Origin of the sequence: Aeromonas sp. 75A, from assembly GCF_051919425.1 — a bacterium.
Taxonomy (GTDB): Bacteria; Pseudomonadota; Gammaproteobacteria; order Enterobacterales; family Aeromonadaceae; genus Aeromonas; species Aeromonas veronii.
The window spans coordinates 2249072-2270560 of record NZ_JBQBES010000002.1; the positions used below are offsets into that span (position 1 = coordinate 2249072).

The following is a 21489-nucleotide window of genomic DNA, read 5'->3' on the forward strand; positions in this document are numbered from 1 at the left end:
GCATAGAGCAGAGGATGGTGATAAGAGGTTGCAGGATGCGCCATCATAGCGGGTAAACACGCCATGATGGCTGGGGGTCAGCCCAGACTCTCCCCGACATAGAGGGAGAAGCCGATATCCTTGCGGGTGTCGGGTTGGGATTGGCCGTTGAGACGTGCCAGCAGCATGGTGGCCGCCTCCCGACCTATCGCTTCCCGCGGGGTGGCGATACTGGCCAGCTTGGGGGTCATGGCGTGGCCGATGTCGAGGGCGTTGCAACCGGCGATGGCGATCTGCTGCGGCACCGGGATCCACTTGGCCTGACACTGCAGCAGGGCGCCCACCGCCAGGTCATCGTTGGTGCAGAACAGGCCGTCGAGGTCGGGATAGCGTACCAGCGCCTGATCCAGCAACTCACCCCCCAGGGTGAAGCTGGAGGATTGCTCGGTCAGCAGATGCTGGCCGGTGAGGCCGAAGTCGGTCATCGCCTGATAGTAGCCCTCCATCCGCAGCTGGGTACGCACGTCGAGCCGCGCTCCCAGATAGACCACCTTGCGTCGGCCCCGGTGCAGCATCTCTGTTACCATGGCCCGGGCCGCGGCTCTATGGTCCATGCCGACCACCATGTCGATGGGGGTTTGCGGCAGATCCATGGTCTCCACCACCGGAATGCCGGCGGTGGCGATCATTTTGCGGGTGCGTTCGGTGTGCTGGCTGTCGGAGAGGATCAGCCCATCCACGTGATAGGAGAGCAGGGACGCGACCTGCTCTTCCTCTCTCTCCGGACTGTAGCCGTAGTGGGCAAGCAGGGTCTGGTAGCCAGCCGGTCGGGTCACCGACTCGATGCCATGGATTACCGCCGAGAATACCTGGTTTGAAAGCGAGGGGATCAGGATGCCAATCGCCTTGCTGGTCGCGTTGGAGAGAATGTCCGGCGCCCGGTTGGGGATATAACCCAGCTCTTCCACCACAGCCGCGATCCGCTCGCGGGTCCCCTCCGCCACGGTCTGTGGGTCGCGCAGATAGCGGCTGACAGTCATCTTGGTCACGCCGGTCTGGTCGGCGATATCTTGCAGGGTGGGGCGGCGCTTGCGGGTGGGGCTCATAGGGGTGTCCAGCGTGGATGTTACATGTAACATTACCGTTTTTGGCGGATAAAGTCAGCATATGAAGCCGTTTTTGCAGGAGTTTTCCGATGATCAGAGGCAAGCAGTTCGTGGATGTCCGGTTCGAGCAACAGGATGTGGAGGGGGAGCAGTTCTCGGAGTGCCGCTTTATCGGCTGCAACTTATCCTGGCTGGATCTGAGCGATAGCCGCTTCATCGACTGCAGCTTCTACGATCGGGAGAGTGAACGGGGCTGCCTGTTGCAGGGTTGCGATCTGCGCGAGGCCAGCTTTCTACGCTGCGATCTCACCATGGCCGATTGCAGCCGGAGCCAGTGTCTGGGGCTGGAGATGCGCGACTGTCAGGCGGTCGGTATCAACTTCGGCCACGCCAGCTTCGCCAACCAGATCACCGCCAAAAGCTACTTCTGCGAGGCCCATCTGACCGGCAACAACTTCAGTTACGCCAGCTTCGAGGGCTGCCTGCTGGAGAAGTGCGAGCTGACCGGCAACCGTTGGCAGGGGGCCAACCTGTTTGGTGCTTCGCTGGCGGGTTCCGATCTCAGCGGCTCCGAGTTTGGCCAGATTGACTGGACCAGCTTCAAGCTGCAGGGCTGCGATCTGCGCCAGTGCGATCTGCCAGGGCTGGATCTGCGCCGGGTCGATCTGCAAGGGGTGCAAATTAACGAGGATCAGCAGCAGACATTGCTGGAGCAGATCGGTCTGGTTGTCTTCCCCTGAGCCGAGCGAAAAATTAGGTAATTTTTCATCAAATGGGAGTGACAGCGGGTTGCTGTACTCCTGAAACGACAAAAGCCTGCGTGAGGCAGGCTTTTGCTAGTGAGCGTGTGATGCGTTTGTCGGCCGGGTTGACTCAACCCTTGGCCAGCCATTTGGTCGGGTTGATGGCCTCGCCCTGATAGCGAATTTCGAAGTAGAGGCCCGGTCTGTCCTGACCGCCACTGTCACCGACCAGCGCCACCGGCTCACCCTGTTCCACATTCTGGCCAACCTGACGCAGCAGCGACTGATTGTGACCGTAGAGGCTCATATAGCCCTTCCCGTGGTCGATCACCAGCAGCATACCGAAGCCGTCGAGCCAGTCGGCGTAAACCACTTGTCCCGGTGCGACCGCCTTGACCTGGGTTCCTTCGCTGGCGCCGATCAGGGTGCCTTTCCACTTGAGCTGGGCGGTACGGGGCGAGCCATAGGAGATGAGGATCGGTCCCTGCACCGGCCAGCGCAGGCTGCCATTGGTCTTGAGGCCGCTATAGTGGCCAGCACTGCTGATGCCCGAGCCGCGCTCCGGTTTGCTGCTGGCCACCTCTTCGGCCGGTTCTGCCGGTTTGACGGTTTTATTCTGCTGGGCGGCGAGTCGTTGTTGCTCGGCGCGGCGCTGTTCGGCCAGCTTGCGCTGACGCTCCTGCTCTGCTTTCAGCTTGGCCAGCCGTTCCCGCTCGGCCCGTTCACGGCGCTCCTGCTCTTCCCGCTTGCGACGCAGCTCTTCCAGCCGGGCTTTCAGCGCTTTCTCCGCCTTGACCAGCTTGGTGAGCTTCTGCTCGTCATCCTGTACCGACTGCTGCAACTGGTTGCGCACCTTGGCCCGGCTCTGCTGGCTGGCCAGCAGGGTCTGGTGATGCTCTTGCTGTTCGGCAAGCAGGGTCTGCAGTCTGGTCTCGGTCTCTTTGGTTGCCTGCTGGTTTTTCGCCAGCTTGTCGCGGGTGGCGCGCAGGGCGTCGATGGCCTCGATGCGGGCCTTGTTGAGGTAGTCGTAGTAGTCGAGTGAGCGGCTCAGTTTGGCCGGATCCTGCTGATTGAGCAGCAGTTTCAGGTAGTCGTGGTTACCCGCTTGAAAGGCGCTTTCCGCCTGCTTGGCCAGCAACTGCTTTTGATGTTTGGCTTGAACTTCCAGCCCCTGCTTGTCTTTTTGCAGGGTCGCCAGCGTCTGCTGGTTCTGCTTCAACTGCTGCCTGGTCTGGTTGAGTTTGGCGGCGGCGGCCGAGATGGCCTGCTCGTCAGCCTTGAGCTGGGTATTGAGCTTGGCAAGCTCCTGCTTGCTGAGCTTGATGGTCTGCTGTTGTTCCTTGATCTGGGACTGCATGGTCCCCAGCTGCTGATTGGCGGCCAAAGCCGGTTTGCTGGCGCCAATCGACAGGCAAAAAAACAGCGCGCCGGCCAACAGGCCGACGCGACTGGTTTTCTGTGAAATAACTTCGCATCCCCGCATGGGGAAGGATTATTTCAGAATCATCAGGGGCTTGCCAGTCATTTCCGGCGGCACCGGCAGACCCATCAGGGTCAGCATGGTGGGGGCCAGATCGGACAGTTTGCCACCTTCAACTACCTCGGCTTTGCGACCGAAATAGATGAGCGGAACCGGCAGATTGGTGTGGGCGGTGTGGGCCTGACCAGTCTCTTCGTCCAGCATCTTCTCGGCGTTGCCGTGGTCGGCAGTGATCAGGCACTCGCCACCCACTTCGGCCAGGGCGTCGGTGACACGACCGATGCAGTGGTCAACGGCTTCACACGCTTTGACTGCGGCATCGAATACACCGGTGTGACCAACCATGTCGCCATTCGGGTAGTTACAGATGATGACGTCGTACTTGCCGCTCTTGATGGCGGCAACCAGCTTGTCGGTCAGCTCTTCGGAGCTCATCTCCGGCTGCAGGTCATAGGTCGCCACTTTCGGGCTGGCCACGATCTCGCGATCTTCGCCGGTGAAGCAGGACTCTTCGCCACCGTTGAAGAAGAAGGTGACGTGAGCATACTTCTCTGTTTCGGAGATGCGCAGCTGGGTTTTGCCCTGCTTGGCCAGCCACTCACCCAGGGTGTTGACCAGAGCGGTCGGCGGGTAGGCACAGGCAGTTTTGATGTCGGCCGCGTATTCGGTCAGCATCACGAAGTTCAGCTTTGGCTCGACTGCACGGGCGAAGCCGGTGAAGTCTGTGTCAACGAAGGCGCGGGTGATTTCACGGGCACGGTCGGCACGGAAGTTCATGAAAATCAGCGCATCGCCATCTTCCATCGGTGCCGCTTCACCGATGCGAGTGGCTTTGACGAACTCGTCGTTCTCGTCGCGAGCATAGGCGGCAGCCAGTGCTTCGGTGGCGCTCTCGGCGGTGAACTCGCCCTTGCCCTGGGTCATCAGGTCATAGGCTTGCTGCACGCGATCCCAGCGGTTGTCACGGTCCATGGCGAAGTAACGGCCGATCATGGAGGCGAAACGACCCTTGCCCAGCTTGGCGAACAGGGCATCGAACAGCTCGATGGAGGACTGAGCGGAGCGCGGCGGAACGTCACGGCCATCCAGGAAGGCGTGCAGATAGATCTTCTCTGCGCCACGCTTGGCAGCCATTTCGATCATGCCCATGATGTGCTCTTCGTGGCTGTGTACGCCACCCGGAGACATCAGGCCCATGATGTGAACGGCTTTGCCATTGGTCACGGCAGCGTCAACAGCCTTGGCCAGCTCGACGTTCTGGAAGAATTCGCCGTCCTGGATGTCTTTGGAGATGCGGGTCAGCTCCTGATAGACGATGCGACCGGCACCGATGTTGACGTGGCCCACTTCGGAGTTGCCCATCTGGCCATCCGGCAGACCGACGTCCAGACCGGAGCCGGAGATCAGGGTGCTGGTGTAGTCACGGGCCAGACGGTCGAGGTTGGGAGTCTTGGCGGCAGCGACGGCGTTGTGCTCTTGCTTGGTGCTGTAGCCCCAACCGTCCATGATGACCAGAACCAAAGGTTTCTTAGCTGTTGACATAAGACTATGTCCTCTCGGATTGGAAAAAATGCGGGAAATGAAACTAGCGTAATATTACTACATCTGCCGAAATAGTCACCTGATAGCCAAGGGGCGCTCCCGCGGCCCCGCAAGCCACGCCTTTCCTGCCATGCTCGCTGCCCAATGATGATGGGAGCCTGCTCGCGCTTTGCCGCCAAGATGGCTGATCTTATCAATACCCCCATGTATACTCGGGCCCTTGTCTTGGTCCCTGGATAGTAGAAGATGCAAGAGTATTTGGATTTTGCGGCCCGTAACCCGCTGCTGACCGCAGCCTGGTTGGGTCTGGCTGGCACCCTGGTTTACACCACTGTGCGTGCCCGTTTGTCACCGGTAAAAACCGTCAACAATCACACCGCGACCCTGCTGATCAACCGCGAGAATGCCACCGTGGTGGATATTCGCAGTCAGGAAGAGTACGCCAAGGGCCATCTGGCCGGTGCCCAGCACCTGCCGCTGACCCAGATCCAGAGCAATAATCTGGGCCCGGTTGAAAAGCATAAAGATGCCCCCATCATAGTGGTGTGCGAGTCGGGAATGACTGCGGGCGGCGCGGGCCGTCAGCTGAGCAAAGCTGGCTTCAAGCAGGTTTATGTGCTCGGCGGTGGCATGGCCCAATGGCGTGCAGAAAATCTGCCGGTAACCAAGAAACGCTGATTTAAGCAGGGCCTGAGCCCACTTATCCATATAACAAGGAATCAAACGAAATGGCTGACGAGATCAACAACCAGGAAGTACAACCGGAATTCCACATCCAGCGTGTTTACACCAAGGATGTCTCTTTCGAAGCGCCGAACACCCCGCACATCTTCCAGAAAGAGTGGCAGCCGGACGTCAAGCTGGATATGGATACCAAGACCAACATCCTGGCTGAGAGCGTGTACGAGGTTGTGCTGACCCTGACCGTAACCTGCAAACTGGAAACCGAAACCGCCTTCCTGTGCGAAGTACAGCAAGCTGGTATCTTCACCATCGGTAACCTGCCGGAGCCGCAACTGGCTCACTGCCTGGCTGCCTTCTGCCCGAACATCCTGTTCCCGTATGCCCGCGAAGCCGTGGCCAACATGGTGAGCAAGGGTTCCTTCCCGCAGCTGAACCTGGCACCGGTCAACTTCGATGCCCTGTTTGCCCAGCACATGGCGCAAGCACAGGCCCAGCAGGCGACTGCGGAAGCCTGATAATGGCTGACCAGATCGCTATCTCGGTCTTGGGGGCGGGGTCTTATGGCTCCGCCCTTGCCATTTCTCTGGCGCGCAACGGTCATCCGACCCTGCTGTGGGGTCACGACCCTGCTCATGTCGCCGAGCTGGAACAAGACCGCTGCAACAAGGCTTTTCTGCCTGATGTCCCTTTTCCTGCCGATCTGCAGCTAACTGCGGATCTGCAACGTGCGGTACAGGCTGCCCCCGTGCTGCTGCTGGTCGTGCCGAGCCATGTATTTGGCGATGTGCTGACCCGGATCAAGCCCTTCCTGCGCCCCGATACCCGTATCGCCTGGGCCACCAAGGGTCTGGAGCCGGACAGTGGCCGTCTGCTGCAGGATGTGGCTCGTGAAGTGCTGGGTGACGAGATGCCGCTGGCGGTCATCTCCGGCCCCACCTTCGCCAAGGAGCTGGCTGCCGGTTTGCCGACCGCCATCTCGGTCGCCTCGACTCACGACGAGTTCGCCGACGATCTCTCCCACCTACTGCACTGTGGCCGCTCGTTCCGGGTCTATACCAATCCGGACTTCGTCGGTCTACAGCTGGGTGGGGCGGTGAAGAACGTCATCGCCATCGGTGCCGGTCTCTCCGACGGGCTCGGGTTTGGCGCCAATGCCAGAACCGCGCTCATCACCCGGGGTCTGGTGGAGATGCAGCGTCTGGGGGCTGCGCTGGGTGCCGATGCCAAAACCTTTATGGGGATGGCGGGGCTCGGGGATCTGGTGCTCACCTGTACCGACAACCAGTCGCGCAACCGTCGCTTCGGGCTGGCCCTCGGGGCTGGCAAGGATGTGAACACCGCCATGACCGAGATCGGTCAGGTGGTGGAGGGGTATCGCAACACCAAAGAGGTGCATCTGCTGGCGGCCCGCTGCGGCGTCGAGATGCCCATCTGCGAGCAGATCTTCAAGGTGCTTTACGAGGGTAAGAACCCGAAAGAGGCGGCCATCGCCCTGCTGTCGCGAGACAAGAAGGACGAGTAATCTGCCGATTGCCCATGCAAAAGGCCCCTCCAGATGGCGGGGCCTTTTCTTTGCTGCAAGGGCTGCAAATCAGTAGTAGGAGTGGTCGCCGCGCTGGTGCTCGGTGGCGTCTTTCACACCGTTGAGCTCACCCGGGAACTTCTCCAGCAGCTGCTTCTCGATTCCCTCTTTCAGGGTGTAATCGACCATGGAGCAACCGTTGCAACCACCGCCAAACTGCAGGATGGCCAGTTTGTCTTCAGTCAGCTCGACCAGGGTGACTTTGCCACCGTGACCGGCCAGCATGGGGTTCACTTCGGACATCAACACGTACTCGATGCGCTCGATCAGCGGCGCGTCGTCGGCCACTTTACGCATCTTGGCGTTCGGTGCTTTCAGGGTGAGCTGGGAGCCCATCTGATCGGTCACGAAGTCGATGGTGGCATCCACCAGGAAGGGGGCGCTCAGGGGATCGACCATGCAGTCGAAGCCGCTGAAGGGCAGGTGTTGATCTTCCGGGTCCACGGCATCGGGTGGGCAATACGATACGCCACACTCGGCATTCTGGGTTCCCGGATTGACCACAAACACCCGGATATTGGTGCCATCAGGCTGTTTTTCCAGCAGTTTACGGAAATGGGCCTGGGCGGCGTCGGAAATGCTGATCATCACTATCCTCATAAACCTGAGTGTACGACTAGGGTATTCATGATAACGCGGTTATTAATGCTTGGGTAGCATGCCGATGGCTACTTGCTGTGCCGCAGGGTACGACAGATCGCCCACACTTCCACCTTTGTGATGCCGCTCTCATGGAGCAAACGGCTGAGCTGACCAGCGGTGGCGCCTGTGGTCACAACGTCATCGAGCAGGGCGACATGGCGATAGTGGTGGGGGCGGATCCGGAATGCCCCGCGCAGATTGCGCCGCCGCTGCCCGGCGCTCAGGGTTGTTTGTTGCGGGGTCGCCTTGATGCGCTGCAACAGGGTGTTGTCGCAGGGAATGTCGGTGAACTCACCAAGGGCTTGCGCGATCTCCTCCGCCTGATTGAACCCGCGCCGCCACTGCCGCCACCAGTGCAGGGGAACCGGAATGATCGCCTCCGGCGGCTCGCGGCTATCCAGATGATCGGCCAAGAGGCGTGCCAGTAGCGGCGCCAGCAGGATATGGCCGGAATATTTAAGCCGGGGGATCAGCATGGGGTAGGGGATTTGGTAGTCGCCGATCACCTGCAACCGCTCCCAGGGGGGAGGTCTGCGCTGGCAGCGACCACAGACCGGTATGCTCTCTTCTATATAGTCAGCCAGCGGTGCGGCGCAGAGGCGGCATCTTGGCTCTGATTGATGCAACGCCTGCCGACACCAGCTGCAGAGCAGGGGCTCGTTGTCGCAAGGCTGATGGCAGAGCAGGCAACTCCCTTGCCAGTCACCGTGGCTGCCGAGCAGCGGGCTTGCTTTAGCGAGCAGTCGCTTTAACATGCTGACCCCAAGAGCATGAACAGGGATCTTGAGTCTAGATGAGCATATCGGTAGAGCAGTTTGGCCAGGGGCCCGATCTGGTGCTGTTGCACGGTTGGGGGATGAACGGCGCGGTCTGGCATGGCATTGCCCAACAGTTGGCGTCTCACTATCGGGTTCATCTGGTGGATTTGCCCGGCTTTGGCAACAGCCTGCTGGCAGACGAGGTGGATTACAGCCTGCCCTGGCTTGCCGAGCAGGTGGTCGCCATCTTGCCGCAGAAGAGTCATCTGCTTGGCTGGTCGCTCGGCGGTCTGGTGGCAAGCCAGTTGGCGCTGACGCATCCCGAGCGGCTGCACTCCCTGATCACCGTGGCCAGCTCCCCCTGTTTCATGGCCCGTGATGAGTGGCCGGGGATCGCCCCCAAGGTACTGACCGGCTTCAACCAGATGCTGGCGGGGGATTTTCGCCAGACCATAGAGCGCTTTCTGGCGATCCAGGCCATGGGCAGCGAACATGCCAGAGACGATATCCGTCAGTTGCGCCAATGGCTGGCCGAGCGGCCGGTGCCCGAGTTTGCCGCACTCGAGGCTGGACTGACGCTGTTGGCCGAGATTGACCTGCGCGAACCGCTACGGGATCTGGATCTGCCCTGGTTGCGGATCTATGGCCGACTGGATTCATTGCTACCCAAGGCGGCCATTCCCCTGCTGGATGATCTCTACCCTGCCAGCCGCAGCGTGACCCTTAATAAGGCCTCACACGCACCTTTTATCTCCCATCCTGACGAATTCATTGAAATTGTTCGAGATTTTGTTGGCTAAAAAACAGCCTGCAAGCTTCATTAATCCTCTGGTCTGGCGGATAATTAAGCTGTGACCAAAGGAGTAACACCATGCGTATTGATTCTGCTTTCAACAGCGGGGTTCAGGGATTTCAGCGAGCCGAGCAGATTGCCGACAAGGCATCTGGTCAGATCGCCCGCCTCAACACCCCCAGCGGGGATCAGGTGCAAGTGACCGATGAGCTTGTCAATCTCAAGGTGGCCGAGCAACAGGCTGGCGCTTCCGCCAAGGTAGTGCAGACTGCCAGCGATATGATGGGAACCCTGATCGACATCCGGGTGTGAGATGAACATCAATGTCAGTCTGCCTCCCCTTATCCCGACACAGCTGCAACCCCAGGTGGAAGCGGCGAGGACGGATAATCGCCGGGCAGAACTGATCCCGCAGGCCCGAGCGGGTCAAGCCTCCGTTGCCGAATCCGAAGTCGGCTCCCAGAAAGAGAAATCCAAAGCCGGTCAGACCTCCAGCAATCAGACCTCCCAGAACAGCCGTGAAACCGGGCAACCGGCGCCGACGACACTGCCAGATAATCGCTTTGTCGAGGCAACCGGTGAGGATGGTCAGCGCAAGCAGCAGGATCCCAAACAGCAGGAGCAGCAACAGCGGCAAGAGCAGCAGGTTCAGGATCTTGTCGAGCGTGACAAGGAGGTGCGCACTCACGAGCAGGCGCACCAGTCTGCGGGTGGAGAGTACGCCAGCTCGCCCACCTATCAGTTTACGCAAGGGCCGGATGGCAAGCGTTATGCGACGGGTGGCGAAGTCCAGATCGATACCAGTGTCGTACCCGGTGACCCTGCCGCTACCATCGCCAAGATGCAGCAGATCCGTACTGCAGCGCTGGCGCCTGCCGAGCCTTCCGCGCAGGATCTGGCCGTCGCGCGCAGCGCCGCCGCGAGTGAGGCCAAGGCACGCAAAGAGCTGATGGCCGAGCAGAGCGCAAAATCGGGCGGCGTGCTGAGTGCCTATATGGACAAGCGCAACAGCGTTATCGCGGGCCACTATCGACAGGCTGTCAGCCCGGCCTCGACCCAGTCCCTCAGTCTGCATATCTGAATCACGCTCACCAAACTTTCAGCTGCTTTGCCTGTTTTGCAACTAACCTGAAGATCAGGCCCATTCCAATTTCACAGGAGCTGTCATGCATTTCGATGAAGTCAAAGCGGAAGATTTCACCACCTTCTCCCGTGTACCGCCCCCCCACCTGCAGATGGAGCAATTTCTAATGCAGCTCGGAGGAGGGGGAACTGAAGGAACCAGTTTCAAGAAGAAAGTGATGCTGGCGGCTGGCTGGAGCCACACCGGCGTCGTCTCTTACGGCAAGTATCCGCAAGAGGCCTGCAAGGCATTCAACCGACTGCGGGAGGTGCTGGCCCAGCATGGAGAGCCCGAGAGCATTCTTGCTGCCCTGACGCAGTGATCCTGAGCTTCGCGTGTAAAAAAGCCCCTTGCGGGGCTTTTTGCATTCAGAGGCGTTCCGGACGGTTTCGTTACTTTTTCGCTTTGGAGAGCGCCGCCGCGAAGGCGTTGCCCATGGCGCCACCCATAGGGGCGCTTTGCCGCGGCTCATTTCTTGGCTTGGTGTTGCCAGCACTGCTGTTGCGCGCTTCAGCCGGCTTGCGGGCGGGTTGCCCTGCCTTTTCGTCGAGGCGCATGGTCAGACTGATCCGCTTGCGCGGGGCGTCCACTTCCAGCACCTTGACCCGCACAATGTCGCCCGCCTTGACCACCTCACGGGGATCCTTGACGAAACGGTCGGTCAGGGAGGAGATGTGCACCAGACCGTCCTGATGAACACCGATATCGACGAAGGCGCCGAAGTTGGTGACGTTGGTGACTACACCTTCCAGTACCATCTCTGGCACCAGGTCGCTGATCTGCTCCACACCTTCCTTGAAGGTCGCGGTTTTGAACTCGGGGCGCGGGTCGCGGCCCGGCTTGTCAAGCTCGCCGATGATGTCGGTGACGGTAGGTACGCCGAATTGCTCATCGGTGTAATCGGCCGGTTTCAGGCTGCGCAGCAGGCTGCTGTTGCCGAGCAGGCTCTCCACGGTCTGCTCCAGCTTGGCGAGGATCCGCTCCACGACCGGATAGGACTCCGGGTGTACCGCTGAGCTGTCGAGGGGATTGCTGCCGCCGCGAATGCGCAGGAAGCCGGCGCACTGTTCGAAGGCTTTGGGGCCGAGTCGGCTCACTTTCAGCAACTGCTGACGGCTCTTGAAGGCGCCGTGCTCATCCCGATAGGCGACGATGTTCTGGGCCAACGTCTGGGAGAGGCCGGAAACCCGGTTGAGCAGGGCGACCGAGGCGGTGTTCACATCGACCCCGACCGCGTTCACGCAATCCTCAACCACGGCATCCAGTCGGCGGGCCAGCTGGCTCTGGCCGACGTCGTGCTGATACTGGCCCACCCCGATGCTCTTGGGGTCGATTTTGACCAGTTCGGCCAACGGGTCTTGCAGGCGGCGGGCGATGGAGACGGCGCCACGGATCGAGACATCGAGATCCGGGAATTCCTGGGAGGCGAGCTCGGAGGCGGAGTAGACCGAGGCCCCCGCTTCGCTGACTACTATCTTCTGCGCCTTGGCGGCGGGGTAGCGCTCGAACAGATCGCTTACCAGCCGGTCGGTCTCTCGCGAGGCGGTGCCGTTGCCGATGCTGATGAGCTCGACCTTGTGTTTTTGGCACAGCTCGCTCAGGGTCTTGAGGCTCTGATCAATCTGGCGTTTCGGTTCGAACGGATAGATGGTGGCGTGATCGACCAGCTTGCCGGTGGCATCCACCACGGCAACCTTGACCCCGGTGCGGATGCCCGGATCCAGCCCCATGGTACAGCGCATGCCGGCCGGGGCCGCCATCAGCAGATCCTTGAGGTTCATGGCGAACACCTTGATCGCCTCCTCCTCTGCCGACTCGCGGATGCGACCGATCAGCTCGGTCTCCATCTGAAGCGACAACTTGATCTTCCAGGTCCAGCTCACTACCCCCTGCAGCCATTTGTCGGCCGGGCGGTTCTGCAGATTGAGCTTGAGGTGGTGGGCAATGATCCCTTCGCAGGGGCTGGCACTCTCGTCGTCACCGGTGACCAGCGCCAGATTGAGGATCCCCTCATTGCGGCCGCGCAGCATGGCCAGCACCCGGTGGGAGGGGGCCTTGTGCAGTGGTTCGTCGTGTTCGAAATAGTCCTTGAACTTGGCCCCTTCCTGCTCCTTGCCTGCCACCACGCGGGCGCGCAGGGTGGCATTTTGCCACAGGTAGTCGCGCAACTTCTCCAGCAGGTCGGCCTGCTCGGCGAAGCGCTCCATCAGGATATAGCGGGCGCCGTCGAGGGCAGCCTTGCTGTCGGCAATGCCCTGTTCGGGATTGAGGAAGGTGGCTGCAGCTTGCTCGGGATCCTGCATCGGGTCGCTGAGCAGCAGGTTGGCAAGCGGCTCCAACCCGGCTTCGATCGCCATCTGCCCCTTGGTGCGGCGCTTGGGCTTGTAGGGGAGGTAGAGGTCTTCCAGTCGGGTCTTGCTGTCGGCGCCATTCAATTCGCGCATCAGCTCGGGGGTCAGTTTGCCCTGCTCTTCGATGGAGCGAATGATCACCTGACGGCGATCTTCCAGTTCACGCAGATAGCCGAGGCGGCTCTCCAGAGTACGTAGCTGGCTGTCGTCCAGACCGCCGGTCACCTCTTTACGGTAACGGGCGATAAAGGGCACGGTCGAGCCTTCATCCAGCAGGCGTACTGCGGCCTGCACCTGCTCCGGGCGAGCATTGAGCTCACCGGCAATCTGTCTCTCTATGGTTTGCATCATGATGTTGTTGAGGGCCTCTGTGGTCGAGTCCGCGCCATCAGGCGCCAAGTGTGAGCACTATATGGGGTCGTGTTGCGGGATGCCACCCTGCGCCGAGGTCTGCACCCGTCAGACTGATAAAGTCGCAGGGAGGGCGCGTATCTTGCCATTGCACCTGTGACTCAGGATGTGCCTGTGGCAAGCAGTCCGGCTATTTGGGGTAGCTTATCTCGTTGATATACCAGCAGACGTCACCAACTGGCGTACGGACGATGGCCTCATCACCGACCTCTTTCTTGAGCAGGGCGCGGGCCATGGGGGAGTCGATGGAGATGTAATCCTTGCGCTCGAAGATCTCGTCATAGCCGACGATGCGAAAGCGCTTGGTCTCGCCCTCATCGTTTTCCACCTCGACCCAGGCGCCGAAGAAGACCTTGCCCTCCTGCGCGGGGGCATAGTCGACGATTCCCAGCTCTTCGAGGCATTTGCGCAGGTAGCGCACCCGCCGGTCGATCTCCCGCAGCCGCTTCTTGTTGTACTGGTAGTCGGCATTTTCGCTGCGATCCCCCAGGCTGGCGGCCCATGCCACCTTTCTGGTTACCTCGGGGCGCTCCTGACGCCAGAGGAAATCGAGCTCTTCTTTCAGCTTGTTGTAGCCTTCGCGGGTGATCAGCTTTGTCTTCATGGTGATGCGGACCTGGTCAAAGAGGGGTATTCATCGCTAACTGCTCGGGAATATTAGCTTTTGTCCTCTTGCTGTCGAGGGAAATCGTGATGGCTCGGTTGGCGCCATTCAGGGAGTGGATGGCCATCGCGGTGACTTGATGGCCGTCACGCTCTCGGGATGGGTAATAACCGGTAACATATTTGTGCTTTGCTCCCGCTATATCCCCCCCTAGTATTGGGGGCAGCTAAAGAATGAAGAGGCAAAGCAATGAGTCAGCAGCAATACAAGGTCCTGGTCGTGGACGATGACCTGAAATTACGTTCCCTGTTGGAGCGCTATCTCACCGAGCAGGGCTTCGTAGTGCGCGGTGTGGCCAATGGCGAGCAGGCCGATCGCTTGCTGACTCGTGAAAACTTCAGCCTGATGGTGCTCGACCTGATGTTGCCGGGGGAGGATGGGCTCTCCATCTGCCGCCGTCTGCGGGAAGCGGGTAACCAGATCCCGGTGCTGATGCTCACCGCCAAGGGGGATGAAGTGGATCGCATCGTCGGGCTCGAGATGGGGGCCGATGACTATCTGCCCAAGCCGTTCAACCCCCGCGAACTGCTAGCGCGGATCCGTGCCGTGCTGCGCCGTCATACCGTCGAGTTGCCCGGGGCCCCCTCGGCTGCAGAGAAGGTGGTCAACTTCGGGGCCTTCCAGCTCAATCTCGCGACCCGCGAGCTGAGCCGGGATGGCGAGCCTATGGCGCTCACCAGCGGTGAGTTTGCGGTGCTCAAGGTGCTGGTCAGCCATCCGCGTGAACCGCTCTCCCGCGACAAGCTGATGAATCTGGCCCGTGGCCGCGAATACACCGCCACCGAGCGCAGCATCGACGTGCAGGTCTCTCGTCTGCGCCGCCTGCTGGAGCAGGATCCGGCCCAGCCCCGCTACCTGCAGACCGTCTGGGGTCTGGGGTATGTGTTCGTGCCAGATGGTGACGGTGCATGAAAAAGGTCGGCAGCATGTTCTCGCGCATGCTCTGGTTTCTGGCCGCCGTTCTGGTGGTCTATCAAGCAGTCTCCTACGTCACCTTCTACAACTATCTGCTGGCGCCAACCGTCAAGCAGATCAGTCACTTGCTGGCCAATCAGGTCAAGCTGATCTTTCCGGTTAACACTGAACAACTGGCGCTGAGCGAAGATGCCGAGGCGCTGGTCTATGTGACGACCGGTACCGACATCTATACCCAGAGCGAGGCGGTGCAGCATGGCTTCAACGATGCCAAGCCGTACCCCTATCTGGAGGAGAACATCAGCCGCGAGCTGGGTGGCCCGGCCAAGGTGCGGGTCGAGATCCAGGATCACTACATCATCTGGATCCAGCCGCCGCAGGCCAGCAAAATCTGGGTGCGGATCCCGCTGACCGAGATCGAAGATGACGATATCGAACCCCTTATCATCTATCTGAGCGTGCTGCTGGTGATCACCCTGTTTGCGGCCTGGCGCTTTGCCCGGCAGCTGGTGCGCCCGCTCGAAGATCTCGAGGCTGGTGCCGTTGCTGTTGCCAGGGGCCATTTCCCCGAGGCGCTGGGGGAGCTGGGATCACGGGAAGTGCGGCGACTGACCCGCACCTTCAACCACATGTCGCACTCCATCAAGAGCCTGATCGAAGAGCGTAACCTGATGATGGCGGGGGTTTCCCACGATCTGCGCACCCCGCTGACCCGCATCCGGCTGGCGACCGAGATGATGTCCTCCGGTGACGAGTACCTCAAGGAGAGCATCAACGCCGACATCGATGAGTCAAATGCCATCATCGATCAGTTCATTGATTACATCCGTCCGGATGAAGGCCAGGATCTGGAGCCTATCGACCTGACCCAACTGGTGCACGATACCTTGCTGATCTACTCGGAGCAGGGGTTGGAGGTCGATCTGGCGCTGCCGCAAGAGGCGGTGCGGGTGGCCTGCAATCCGGTCAGTATCCGGCGGGTGTTGAACAACCTATCAAGCAACTCGCAGCGTTACGGGGCGAGCCGCTTGCATGCTGAGCTCAAGGACGATGGGCACTGGGTGCGCCTGCGCCTATCCGATGATGGCCCCGGCATTCCGGAGCAGGACTACTCCCGGGTGCTCAAGCCGTTTACTCAGGGTAATGTGGCCCGGACCGTTGGCGGCAGTGGCTTGGGGTTGGCTATCGTGGCCAAGATAGTCGCCCAGCACCATGGCACTATCCGACTGGGAAGTTCGGATCTCGGCGGCTTGCTGGTCGAGATGCGGCTGCCGAAACATCAGCCACAGGAGTGGATGGATTGAGAGAAGGGCGTATCCGTTGATACGCCCTTCTGCATGGTCAGCTCTTGGTTTCGACTGATGCTCGATAGCGTTTGCCGTACTTGAGCTGCTGGATCAACAGGGCGGCAACGATGAGCGCCAACCCGATTGGGGTGGCTGGATGGATGGCTTCGCCGATCAACAGGTTGAGCAGCACCAGTGAGGCAAACGGCGAGATAAAGATGAGGTTGCTGATGGGAGCCGTGTTGGTGGCATGGCGCAGCGCCATCAGCCAGAGCACGAAACCGAAGCCCATTTCGAACAGTCCCACATAGATGGCTCCAGCCCATCCCTGCCAGGCGGTCATGGCAAAATCGGAGAGCAACCAGGTTGCAACGACGATAAAAGGCAGGCTGATCATAAAACCGAGCAACAGGCTGACAATGGGATCGCCCTGATTGCGGGTGTTGAGGATCCAGTAGCTGGCCCAGATGAGGGTCGAGACCAGCGCCAGCGTCACGCCGAGGGGGCTGTCGAACTGCAGGCCGAATACATCGCCTCTGGTGGCGATCACCAGTGCGCCAAAATACCCCAGCACGATGGCGACGCCATCACGCCGACGCAGCTTCTGGCCGAGGAAGGGGACGGCCAGCAGACTGAGGGTAATGGCCCAGGTGTAGTTGAGGGTCTGTGCCTGCTGGGCAGGCAGCAGATCATAGGCTTTGAACAGCAACAGGTAATAGAGAAAGGGATTCAGCACGCCCAGAGTCAGATAGTAGAAAGGGCGGGCCTTGATGTAGCTCCCCAGCAGCGGCAGTTTGCCCTGTTTGGCGACGACGGCTGTCAGCGTGAGAGTCGAGGTGAAGGCGGCCACAAGCAACAGTTGCACAGGTTCGAAATAGGCGAGGGAGATCTTGAAGGCTGTGGCGACCGTCGACCAGAGGGCAACGGCGCAAAGGCCATACTGATAGGCTTTCTTTTGATCTTTGAGCATGGGATGTCGTTCCACTGACAGAGGCAAGCACACAGTCTACCAGTCTGCTTGTAACATTGTCGTTACTTGGGTGTTGGCTGCAGAGTGTGTTGCCGTAGGCGAGATCCATCTGTCACATAAAACTGCGCATAATCTGTTCGCTCTCCCTTGCGCAAATTTGAAAAATCCGTATAATCCCTTCCGCTTACCCATGAGGTAAGCCAGACGATATGTCTGCTGCTGAGTTTCCTGTTTACAGGAGCCAGCCATACAGTCCTCCCGATATGGGAGGAAACGTGAAAAATCACACCTCTGGCGGGAGTAATCTCGGTCGGGCGGTGTTGATTTATGTTCTTTTATCTATTGGAGCTCTGTCAATGCAGAACCAAAGAATCCGTATCCGCCTGAAGGCTTTTGATCATCGCCTGATTGATCAATCCACTGCGGAAATCGTTGAAACTGCAAAGCGCACTGGCGCGCAGGTTCGCGGTCCTATTCCGCTGCCGACTCGCAAAGAGCGCTTCACCGTCCTGATCTCCCCGCACGTCAACAAAGATGCGCGTGATCAGTACGAGATCCGCACTCACAAGCGTCTGGTAGACATCGTTGAGCCGACTGACAAGACCGTAGACGCCCTGATGCGTCTGGATCTGGCAGCTGGTGTAGACGTCCAGATCAGCCTGGGTTAATTACGGAAAGAGGTTGATAACAATGACAATCGGTCTTGTAGGTCGCAAAGTGGGTATGACTCGCATCTTCACTGAAGATGGCGTTTCTATCCCGGTGACTGTTATCGAAGTTGAAGCTAACCGTGTAACTCAGGTCAAATCTGTAGAAACCGACGGCTACAACGCTATTCAGGTTACCACTGGCGCCAAAAAAGCCAGCCGTGTGACCAAGCCGGAAGCTGGCCACTTCGCCAAAGCTGGTGTAGAAGCCGGTCGCGGTCTGTGGGAATTCCGCCTGAACAACGGTGAAACTTTCACTGTTGGTAGCGAGCTGAAAGTAGATCTTCTCGCTGACGTTAAGCTGGTAGACGTTACCGGCACATCCAAAGGTAAGGGCTTTGCTGGTACTGTTAAGCGCCACAACTTCCGCACCCAGGATATGACCCACGGTAACTCCTTGTCTCACCGCGTTCCGGGTTCTATCGGTCAGAACCAGACTCCGGGTCGTGTATTCAAGGGCAAAAAGATGGCTGGTCACATGGGTGCTGAGCGTGTAACGACTCAGAACCTGGAACTGGTTCGTGTTGACGCTGAACGCAACCTGCTGCTCATCAAAGGTGCAGTACCGGGTGCAACCAACGGCAACGTGATCGTCAAACCTGCCGTCAAAGCGTAACGTCTGAGGAGATAGTAATGGAATTGGTAATGAAAGACGCCAAGAGCGCTCTTGAAGTTTCCGAGACTACCTTCGGGCGCGAATTCAACGAAGCTCTGGTTCACCAGGTCGTCGTTGCATATGCCGCTGGTGCCCGTCAGGGTACTCGTGCGCAGCTGACTCGCTCTGAAGTGTCTGGTGGCGGCAAAAAGCCGTGGCGTCAGAAGGGTACTGGTCGTGCCCGTGCTGGCTCCATCCGTTCGCCCATCTGGCGTTCCGGTGGTGTGACTTTTGCTGCTAAGCCGCAAGATCACAGCCAGAAAGTAAACAAGAAGATGTACCGCGGCGCTATCCGTAGCATTCTGTCCGAGCTGGTACGTCAAGAGCGCCTGATCGTTGTTGAGAAGTTCGGCATCGAAGCTCCGAAGACCAAAGAACTGATCGCCAAGCTGAAAGAAATGGAACTGACTGACGTTCTGATCGTGACTGCTGAAGTCGATGAGAACCTGTTCCTGGCTGCTCGCAACCTGTACAAAGTTGACGTGCGTGACGTTGCCGGTATCGACCCGGTCAGCCTGATCGCTTTCGACAAGGTTCTGATGACTGCTGACGCAGTTAAGCAAATCGAGGAGATGCTGGCATGATCCGTGAAGAGCGTCTGCTGAAAGTTCTGAAGGCTCCGCACATCTCTGAAAAGAGCACCATGGTTGCAGAAAAGCAGAACACTATCGTGTTCAAAGTTGCTGTTGATGCTACCAAGGCGGAAGTCAAAGCTGCAGTTGCGAAACTGTTCGAGGTCGAAGTTGAGACCGTCCGTACCCTGAACATGAAGGGTAAGACCAAGCGCGCAGGTGCACGCGTAGGCCGTCGTTCCGATTGGAAAAAGGCTTATGTGACCCTGAAAGCTGGTCAGGACATCGACTTCATGGGCGCAGCCGAGTAAGAGGAGTTCTCAAAAATGGCAATCGTTAAGTGCAAGCCTACTTCTCCGGGCCGCCGCCACGTCGTCAAGATCGTCAATCAAGAGCTGTACAAGGGCAAGCCCTTCGCCGCTCTGCTGGACAGCAAAAGCAAGTCCGGTGGTCGTAACAACAACGGCCGTATCACTACCCGTCATATCGGTGGTGGTCACAAGCAGCACTACCGTATCGTCGACTTCAAGCGCGACAAAGACGGTATCCCGGCTAAAGTAGAGCGCCTGGAATACGATCCGAACCGTACCGCTAACATCGCTCTGGTGTTGTATGCAGACGGTGAGCGTCGTTACATCCTGGCTCCGAAAGGCCTGAAAGCTGGTGACGCGATCGCTTCTGGTGCTGATGCAGCCATCAAGGTAGGTAACGCCCTGCCGATGCGCAACATCCCGGTTGGTTCTACCGTTCACGCTGTAGAGATGAAGCCTGGTAAAGGTGCCCAGCTGGCTCGTTCCGCTGGTACTTTCATCCAGATCCTGGCTCGTGAAGGTAACTATGTAACTCTGCGTCTGCGTTCCGGCGAAGTACGTAAAGTTCTGGCCGAGTGCCGCGCTACCATCGGTGAAGTCGGTAACTCCGAGCACATGTTGCGTCAACTGGGTAAAGCCGGTGCAAACCGCTGGCGTGGTATTCGTCCGACCGTTCGCGGTATGGCGATGAACCCGGTTGACCACCCGCACGGTGGTGGTGAGGGTCGTAACAAGGGCATGCAGCCTGTGTCCCCATGGGGCCAGAAGGCTAAAGGCTTCAAGACCCGTAAGAACAAGCGTACCGACAAGTACATCGTACGTCGTCGTAACAAGTAATTGTTAACATAGAGGAATCACCATGCCACGTTCTCTCAAGAAGGGTCCATTTATTGACCTGCACTTGCTGAAGAAGGTAGAGAAAGCGGTGGAAAGCGGGGATAAAAAGCCGGTTAAAACCTGGTCCCGTCGTTCAATGATCATCCCGAACATGATCGGTTTGACCATCGCTGTCCATAATGGTCGTCAGCACGTTCCGGTTTTCGTTACCGAAGAAATGATCGGTCACAAACTGGGTGAATTCGCACCGACTCGTACTTATCGCGGCCATGCTGCTGATAAGAAGGCTAAGAAGCGCTAAGGGATAAATGATGGAAGCTATCGCTAAACACCGTTATGCCCGTACTTCTGCCCAGAAAGCTCGTCTGGTAGCCGATCAAGTACGTGGTCTGTCCGTAGACAAGGCTCTGAATATCCTGACCTTCAGCCCGAAAAAGGCTGCAGTGCTGGTTAAGAAAGTGCTGGAATCTGCCATTGCAAACGCTGAGCACAACGAAGGCGCCGATATCGACGCGCTGCGTGTTGCTACTATCATGGTCGACGAAGGTCCCTCCATGAAGCGCATCCGTCCGCGTGCCAAAGGTCGTGCGGATCGTATCCTCAAGCGTACCGCTCACATCACTGTAGTGGTATCCGACGCTAAGGCTGGGAGATAAGCAATGGGTCAGAAAGTACATCCTAATGGCATTCGCCTGGGTATTACCAAGCCTTGGAATTCTACCTGGTTCGCGAACACCAAAGACTTCGCTGACAACCTGTACAGCGATTTTCAAGTACGCCAGTTCCTGACCAAGGAACTGAAAAACGCGTCCTTGTCCAAGATCACCATTGAGCGTCCGGCCAAGAGCATCCGTGTGACCATTCACACCGCTCGTCCGGGTGTTGTCATCGGTAAGAAAGGCGAAGACGTTGAGAAGCTGCGCAAAGCTGTAGCCACTATTGCTGGCGTGCCTGCTCAGATCAACATTTCCGAAGTCCGCAAGCCGGAGCTGGATGGCAAACTCGTTGCCGACAGCATCACTTCCCAGCTGGAGCGTCGTGTAATGTTCCGTCGTGCTATGAAGCGCGCCGTACAGAACGCAATGCGCCTGGGTGCCAAGGGCATCAAAGTGGAAGTTTCCGGTCGTCTGGGCGGCGCTGAAATCGCGCGTACCGAATGGTACCGTGAAGGTCGTGTGCCGTTGCACACCCTGCGTGCCGACATCGACTACGCAACTTCTGAAGCCCACACCACTTACGGTGTGATCGGCGTTAAAGTTTGGATCTTCAAGGGCGAAGTTCTGGGCGGTCTGGCTGCTGTTAACGCTGCTGCTGCTCAAGAGCAAGCTCCTGCAAAGCCCAAGCGTGACAACAAGCGCCGCGCTGCTAAGTAAGGAGA

At 58.8% G+C, this 21489-nt stretch carries 26 protein-coding genes; 18 read left to right on the forward strand and 8 right to left on the reverse strand.

The annotated features are described in order from the left end of the window. Nucleotides 1-77: 77 nt before the first annotated feature. Nucleotides 78-1085, reverse strand: a complete 1008-nt coding sequence (locus tag ACTG2T_RS10320; protein WP_005355407.1) for a substrate-binding domain-containing protein — start codon at nt 1083-1085, stop codon at nt 78-80. Nucleotides 1086-1174: 89 nt separating this feature from the next. On the opposite strand from ACTG2T_RS10320, the gene ACTG2T_RS10325 reads away from it, so the two are divergent. Further along, nucleotides 1175-1825 (forward strand): Qnr family pentapeptide repeat protein, encoded by a 651-nt coding sequence (locus tag ACTG2T_RS10325; RefSeq protein ID WP_330125273.1) that lies wholly within the window; start codon nt 1175-1177, stop codon nt 1823-1825. 133 nt (nt 1826-1958) lie between these two features. Here the strand turns inward: ACTG2T_RS10325 and envC are convergent, their stop codons facing one another. Both envC and gpmM read right to left on the reverse strand, forming a co-directional pair. Then, nucleotides 1959-3311 (reverse strand): murein hydrolase activator EnvC, encoded by a 1353-nt coding sequence (gene envC, locus ACTG2T_RS10330; protein WP_330125272.1) that lies wholly within the window; start codon nt 3309-3311, stop codon nt 1959-1961. Between the two features lie 9 nt (nt 3312-3320). Further along, nucleotides 3321-4850: a 2,3-bisphosphoglycerate-independent phosphoglycerate mutase gene (gpmM, locus tag ACTG2T_RS10335; protein WP_005356867.1), complete on the reverse strand. Its 1530-nt coding sequence runs from the start codon at nt 4848-4850 to the stop codon at nt 3321-3323. 246 nt (nt 4851-5096) lie between these two features. On the opposite strand from gpmM, the gene ACTG2T_RS10340 reads away from it, so the two are divergent. The 3 genes from ACTG2T_RS10340 to gpsA are packed head-to-tail and all read left to right on the forward strand — an operon-like array spanning nt 5097 to nt 7056. After that, nucleotides 5097-5528, forward strand: coding sequence for a rhodanese-like domain-containing protein (locus tag ACTG2T_RS10340; protein ID WP_005340640.1), 432 nt, complete (start codon nt 5097-5099; stop codon nt 5526-5528). Nucleotides 5529-5578: 50 nt separating this feature from the next. Then, nucleotides 5579-6049, forward strand: coding sequence for a protein-export chaperone SecB (gene secB / locus ACTG2T_RS10345; protein ID WP_042054222.1), 471 nt, complete (start codon nt 5579-5581; stop codon nt 6047-6049). 2 nt (nt 6050-6051) lie between these two features. Next, nucleotides 6052-7056 (forward strand): NAD(P)H-dependent glycerol-3-phosphate dehydrogenase, encoded by a 1005-nt coding sequence (gpsA, locus tag ACTG2T_RS10350; protein ID WP_019445045.1) that lies wholly within the window; start codon nt 6052-6054, stop codon nt 7054-7056. Nucleotides 7057-7125: 69 nt separating this feature from the next. On the opposite strand, the gene nfuA is transcribed toward gpsA, so the two are convergent. Both nfuA and ACTG2T_RS10360 read right to left on the reverse strand, forming a co-directional pair. Then, entirely contained in the window at nt 7126-7704 is a 579-nt protein-coding gene (gene nfuA / locus ACTG2T_RS10355) for a Fe-S biogenesis protein NfuA (protein WP_005340636.1), read from the reverse strand. An 80-nt stretch (nt 7705-7784) separates the two neighbouring features. Then, nucleotides 7785-8513 carry a ComF family protein gene (locus ACTG2T_RS10360; RefSeq protein WP_330125271.1) on the reverse strand — a complete coding sequence of 243 codons (729 nt, stop codon included), beginning with the start codon at nt 8511-8513 and terminating at the stop codon, nt 7785-7787. Between the two features lie 38 nt (nt 8514-8551). Here ACTG2T_RS10360 and bioH point away from each other — a divergent pair, with 38 nt between their 5' ends. From bioH to ACTG2T_RS10380, 4 genes are all read left to right on the forward strand, one after another. Continuing rightward, complete coding sequence (gene bioH / locus ACTG2T_RS10365; protein ID WP_330125270.1) at nt 8552-9316, forward strand: pimeloyl-ACP methyl ester esterase BioH; 765 nt, start codon at nt 8552-8554, stop codon at nt 9314-9316. Nucleotides 9317-9387: 71 nt separating this feature from the next. Continuing rightward, nucleotides 9388-9621: a flagellar basal body rod C-terminal domain-containing protein gene (locus ACTG2T_RS10370; protein ID WP_005356862.1), complete on the forward strand. Its 234-nt coding sequence runs from the start codon at nt 9388-9390 to the stop codon at nt 9619-9621. Between the two features lies 1 nt (nt 9622). Then, nucleotides 9623-10390, forward strand: a complete 768-nt coding sequence (locus ACTG2T_RS10375) for a putative metalloprotease CJM1_0395 family protein (RefSeq protein WP_330125269.1) — start codon at nt 9623-9625, stop codon at nt 10388-10390. Between the two features lie 85 nt (nt 10391-10475). Next, nucleotides 10476-10754: a hypothetical protein gene (locus ACTG2T_RS10380; protein WP_005355353.1), complete on the forward strand. Its 279-nt coding sequence runs from the start codon at nt 10476-10478 to the stop codon at nt 10752-10754. Between the two features lie 70 nt (nt 10755-10824). Here ACTG2T_RS10380 and ACTG2T_RS10385 read toward each other — a convergent pair whose 3' ends face one another. Continuing rightward, the gene (locus ACTG2T_RS10385; RefSeq protein ID WP_330125268.1) at nt 10825-13134 is read right to left on the reverse strand and encodes a Tex family protein; all 2310 of its coding nucleotides are present in this window, start codon (nt 13132-13134) and stop codon (nt 10825-10827) included. Nucleotides 13135-13324: 190 nt separating this feature from the next. Next, nucleotides 13325-13798: a transcription elongation factor GreB gene (greB, locus tag ACTG2T_RS10390; RefSeq protein ID WP_005340627.1), complete on the reverse strand. Its 474-nt coding sequence runs from the start codon at nt 13796-13798 to the stop codon at nt 13325-13327. A 249-nt stretch (nt 13799-14047) separates the two neighbouring features. Between greB and ompR the strand changes: the two genes are divergently transcribed. After that, on the forward strand, nt 14048-14770 hold the full coding sequence (gene ompR / locus ACTG2T_RS10395) for an osmolarity response regulator transcription factor OmpR (RefSeq protein ID WP_005340625.1): 723 nt from the start codon (nt 14048-14050) through the stop codon (nt 14768-14770). Continuing rightward, a complete protein-coding gene (envZ, locus tag ACTG2T_RS10400; RefSeq protein ID WP_005340624.1) occupies nt 14767-16077 on the forward strand; it encodes a two-component system sensor histidine kinase EnvZ in 1311 nt (436 codons plus the stop codon). Before ompR ends, envZ begins: the two co-directional genes overlap by 4 nt. A gap of 37 nt (nt 16078-16114) precedes the next feature. On the opposite strand, the gene ACTG2T_RS10405 is transcribed toward envZ, so the two are convergent. Beyond that, nucleotides 16115-17029 (reverse strand): DMT family transporter, encoded by a 915-nt coding sequence (locus tag ACTG2T_RS10405; protein WP_005355344.1) that lies wholly within the window; start codon nt 17027-17029, stop codon nt 16115-16117. 356 nt (nt 17030-17385) lie between these two features. Here ACTG2T_RS10405 and rpsJ point away from each other — a divergent pair, with 356 nt between their 5' ends. The 8 genes from rpsJ to rpsC are packed head-to-tail and all read left to right on the forward strand — an operon-like array spanning nt 17386 to nt 21484. Next, nucleotides 17386-17697 carry a 30S ribosomal protein S10 gene (rpsJ, locus tag ACTG2T_RS10410; RefSeq protein ID WP_005307944.1) on the forward strand — a complete coding sequence of 104 codons (312 nt, stop codon included), beginning with the start codon at nt 17386-17388 and terminating at the stop codon, nt 17695-17697. A 22-nt stretch (nt 17698-17719) separates the two neighbouring features. Beyond that, nucleotides 17720-18352, forward strand: a complete 633-nt coding sequence (gene rplC / locus ACTG2T_RS10415) for a 50S ribosomal protein L3 (protein WP_005340620.1) — start codon at nt 17720-17722, stop codon at nt 18350-18352. 17 nt (nt 18353-18369) lie between these two features. Beyond that, a complete protein-coding gene (gene rplD / locus ACTG2T_RS10420) occupies nt 18370-18975 on the forward strand; it encodes a 50S ribosomal protein L4 (protein ID WP_005340616.1) in 606 nt (201 codons plus the stop codon). Continuing rightward, entirely contained in the window at nt 18972-19274 is a 303-nt protein-coding gene (gene rplW / locus ACTG2T_RS10425; RefSeq protein WP_005307955.1) for a 50S ribosomal protein L23, read from the forward strand. The genes rplD and rplW overlap by 4 nt, the downstream gene beginning before the upstream one ends. Before the next feature lie 15 nt (nt 19275-19289). Beyond that, nucleotides 19290-20111 carry a 50S ribosomal protein L2 gene (rplB, locus tag ACTG2T_RS10430; protein WP_005340614.1) on the forward strand — a complete coding sequence of 274 codons (822 nt, stop codon included), beginning with the start codon at nt 19290-19292 and terminating at the stop codon, nt 20109-20111. 22 nt (nt 20112-20133) lie between these two features. After that, nucleotides 20134-20412, forward strand: coding sequence for a 30S ribosomal protein S19 (gene rpsS / locus ACTG2T_RS10435; protein WP_005307960.1), 279 nt, complete (start codon nt 20134-20136; stop codon nt 20410-20412). A 10-nt stretch (nt 20413-20422) separates the two neighbouring features. Continuing rightward, nucleotides 20423-20767, forward strand: a complete 345-nt coding sequence (gene rplV / locus ACTG2T_RS10440; protein ID WP_005319741.1) for a 50S ribosomal protein L22 — start codon at nt 20423-20425, stop codon at nt 20765-20767. 3 nt (nt 20768-20770) lie between these two features. Further along, nucleotides 20771-21484 carry a 30S ribosomal protein S3 gene (gene rpsC / locus ACTG2T_RS10445; RefSeq protein WP_005307962.1) on the forward strand — a complete coding sequence of 238 codons (714 nt, stop codon included), beginning with the start codon at nt 20771-20773 and terminating at the stop codon, nt 21482-21484. Nucleotides 21485-21489: the final 5 nt, after the last annotated feature.

Bases quoted from the DNA above. Each gene is read 5' to 3' on its own strand.
- ACTG2T_RS10320 (WP_005355407.1), bottom strand. From the start codon at position 1,085: ATGAGCCCCACCCGCAAGCGCCGCCCCACCCTGCAAGATATCGCCGAC.
- ACTG2T_RS10325 (WP_330125273.1), top strand. From the start codon at position 1,175: ATGATCAGAGGCAAGCAGTTCGTGGATGTCCGGTTCGAGCAACAGGAT.
- envC (WP_330125272.1), bottom strand. From the start codon at position 3,311: ATGCGGGGATGCGAAGTTATTTCACAGAAAACCAGTCGCGTCGGCCTG.
- gpmM (WP_005356867.1), bottom strand. From the start codon at position 4,850: ATGTCAACAGCTAAGAAACCTTTGGTTCTGGTCATCATGGACGGTTGG.
- ACTG2T_RS10340 (WP_005340640.1), top strand. From the start codon at position 5,097: ATGCAAGAGTATTTGGATTTTGCGGCCCGTAACCCGCTGCTGACCGCA.
- secB (WP_042054222.1), top strand. From the start codon at position 5,579: ATGGCTGACGAGATCAACAACCAGGAAGTACAACCGGAATTCCACATC.
- gpsA (WP_019445045.1), top strand. From the start codon at position 6,052: ATGGCTGACCAGATCGCTATCTCGGTCTTGGGGGCGGGGTCTTATGGC.
- nfuA (WP_005340636.1), bottom strand. From the start codon at position 7,704: ATGATCAGCATTTCCGACGCCGCCCAGGCCCATTTCCGTAAACTGCTG.
- ACTG2T_RS10360 (WP_330125271.1), bottom strand. From the start codon at position 8,513: ATGTTAAAGCGACTGCTCGCTAAAGCAAGCCCGCTGCTCGGCAGCCAC.
- bioH (WP_330125270.1), top strand. From the start codon at position 8,552: ATGAGCATATCGGTAGAGCAGTTTGGCCAGGGGCCCGATCTGGTGCTG.
- ACTG2T_RS10370 (WP_005356862.1), top strand. From the start codon at position 9,388: ATGCGTATTGATTCTGCTTTCAACAGCGGGGTTCAGGGATTTCAGCGA.
- ACTG2T_RS10375 (WP_330125269.1), top strand. From the start codon at position 9,623: ATGAACATCAATGTCAGTCTGCCTCCCCTTATCCCGACACAGCTGCAA.
- ACTG2T_RS10380 (WP_005355353.1), top strand. From the start codon at position 10,476: ATGCATTTCGATGAAGTCAAAGCGGAAGATTTCACCACCTTCTCCCGT.
- ACTG2T_RS10385 (WP_330125268.1), bottom strand. From the start codon at position 13,134: ATGATGCAAACCATAGAGAGACAGATTGCCGGTGAGCTCAATGCTCGC.
- greB (WP_005340627.1), bottom strand. From the start codon at position 13,798: ATGAAGACAAAGCTGATCACCCGCGAAGGCTACAACAAGCTGAAAGAA.
- ompR (WP_005340625.1), top strand. From the start codon at position 14,048: ATGAGTCAGCAGCAATACAAGGTCCTGGTCGTGGACGATGACCTGAAA.
- envZ (WP_005340624.1), top strand. From the start codon at position 14,767: ATGAAAAAGGTCGGCAGCATGTTCTCGCGCATGCTCTGGTTTCTGGCC.
- ACTG2T_RS10405 (WP_005355344.1), bottom strand. From the start codon at position 17,029: ATGCTCAAAGATCAAAAGAAAGCCTATCAGTATGGCCTTTGCGCCGTT.
- rpsJ (WP_005307944.1), top strand. From the start codon at position 17,386: ATGCAGAACCAAAGAATCCGTATCCGCCTGAAGGCTTTTGATCATCGC.
- rplC (WP_005340620.1), top strand. From the start codon at position 17,720: ATGACAATCGGTCTTGTAGGTCGCAAAGTGGGTATGACTCGCATCTTC.
- rplD (WP_005340616.1), top strand. From the start codon at position 18,370: ATGGAATTGGTAATGAAAGACGCCAAGAGCGCTCTTGAAGTTTCCGAG.
- rplW (WP_005307955.1), top strand. From the start codon at position 18,972: ATGATCCGTGAAGAGCGTCTGCTGAAAGTTCTGAAGGCTCCGCACATC.
- rplB (WP_005340614.1), top strand. From the start codon at position 19,290: ATGGCAATCGTTAAGTGCAAGCCTACTTCTCCGGGCCGCCGCCACGTC.
- rpsS (WP_005307960.1), top strand. From the start codon at position 20,134: ATGCCACGTTCTCTCAAGAAGGGTCCATTTATTGACCTGCACTTGCTG.
- rplV (WP_005319741.1), top strand. From the start codon at position 20,423: ATGGAAGCTATCGCTAAACACCGTTATGCCCGTACTTCTGCCCAGAAA.
- rpsC (WP_005307962.1), top strand. From the start codon at position 20,771: ATGGGTCAGAAAGTACATCCTAATGGCATTCGCCTGGGTATTACCAAG.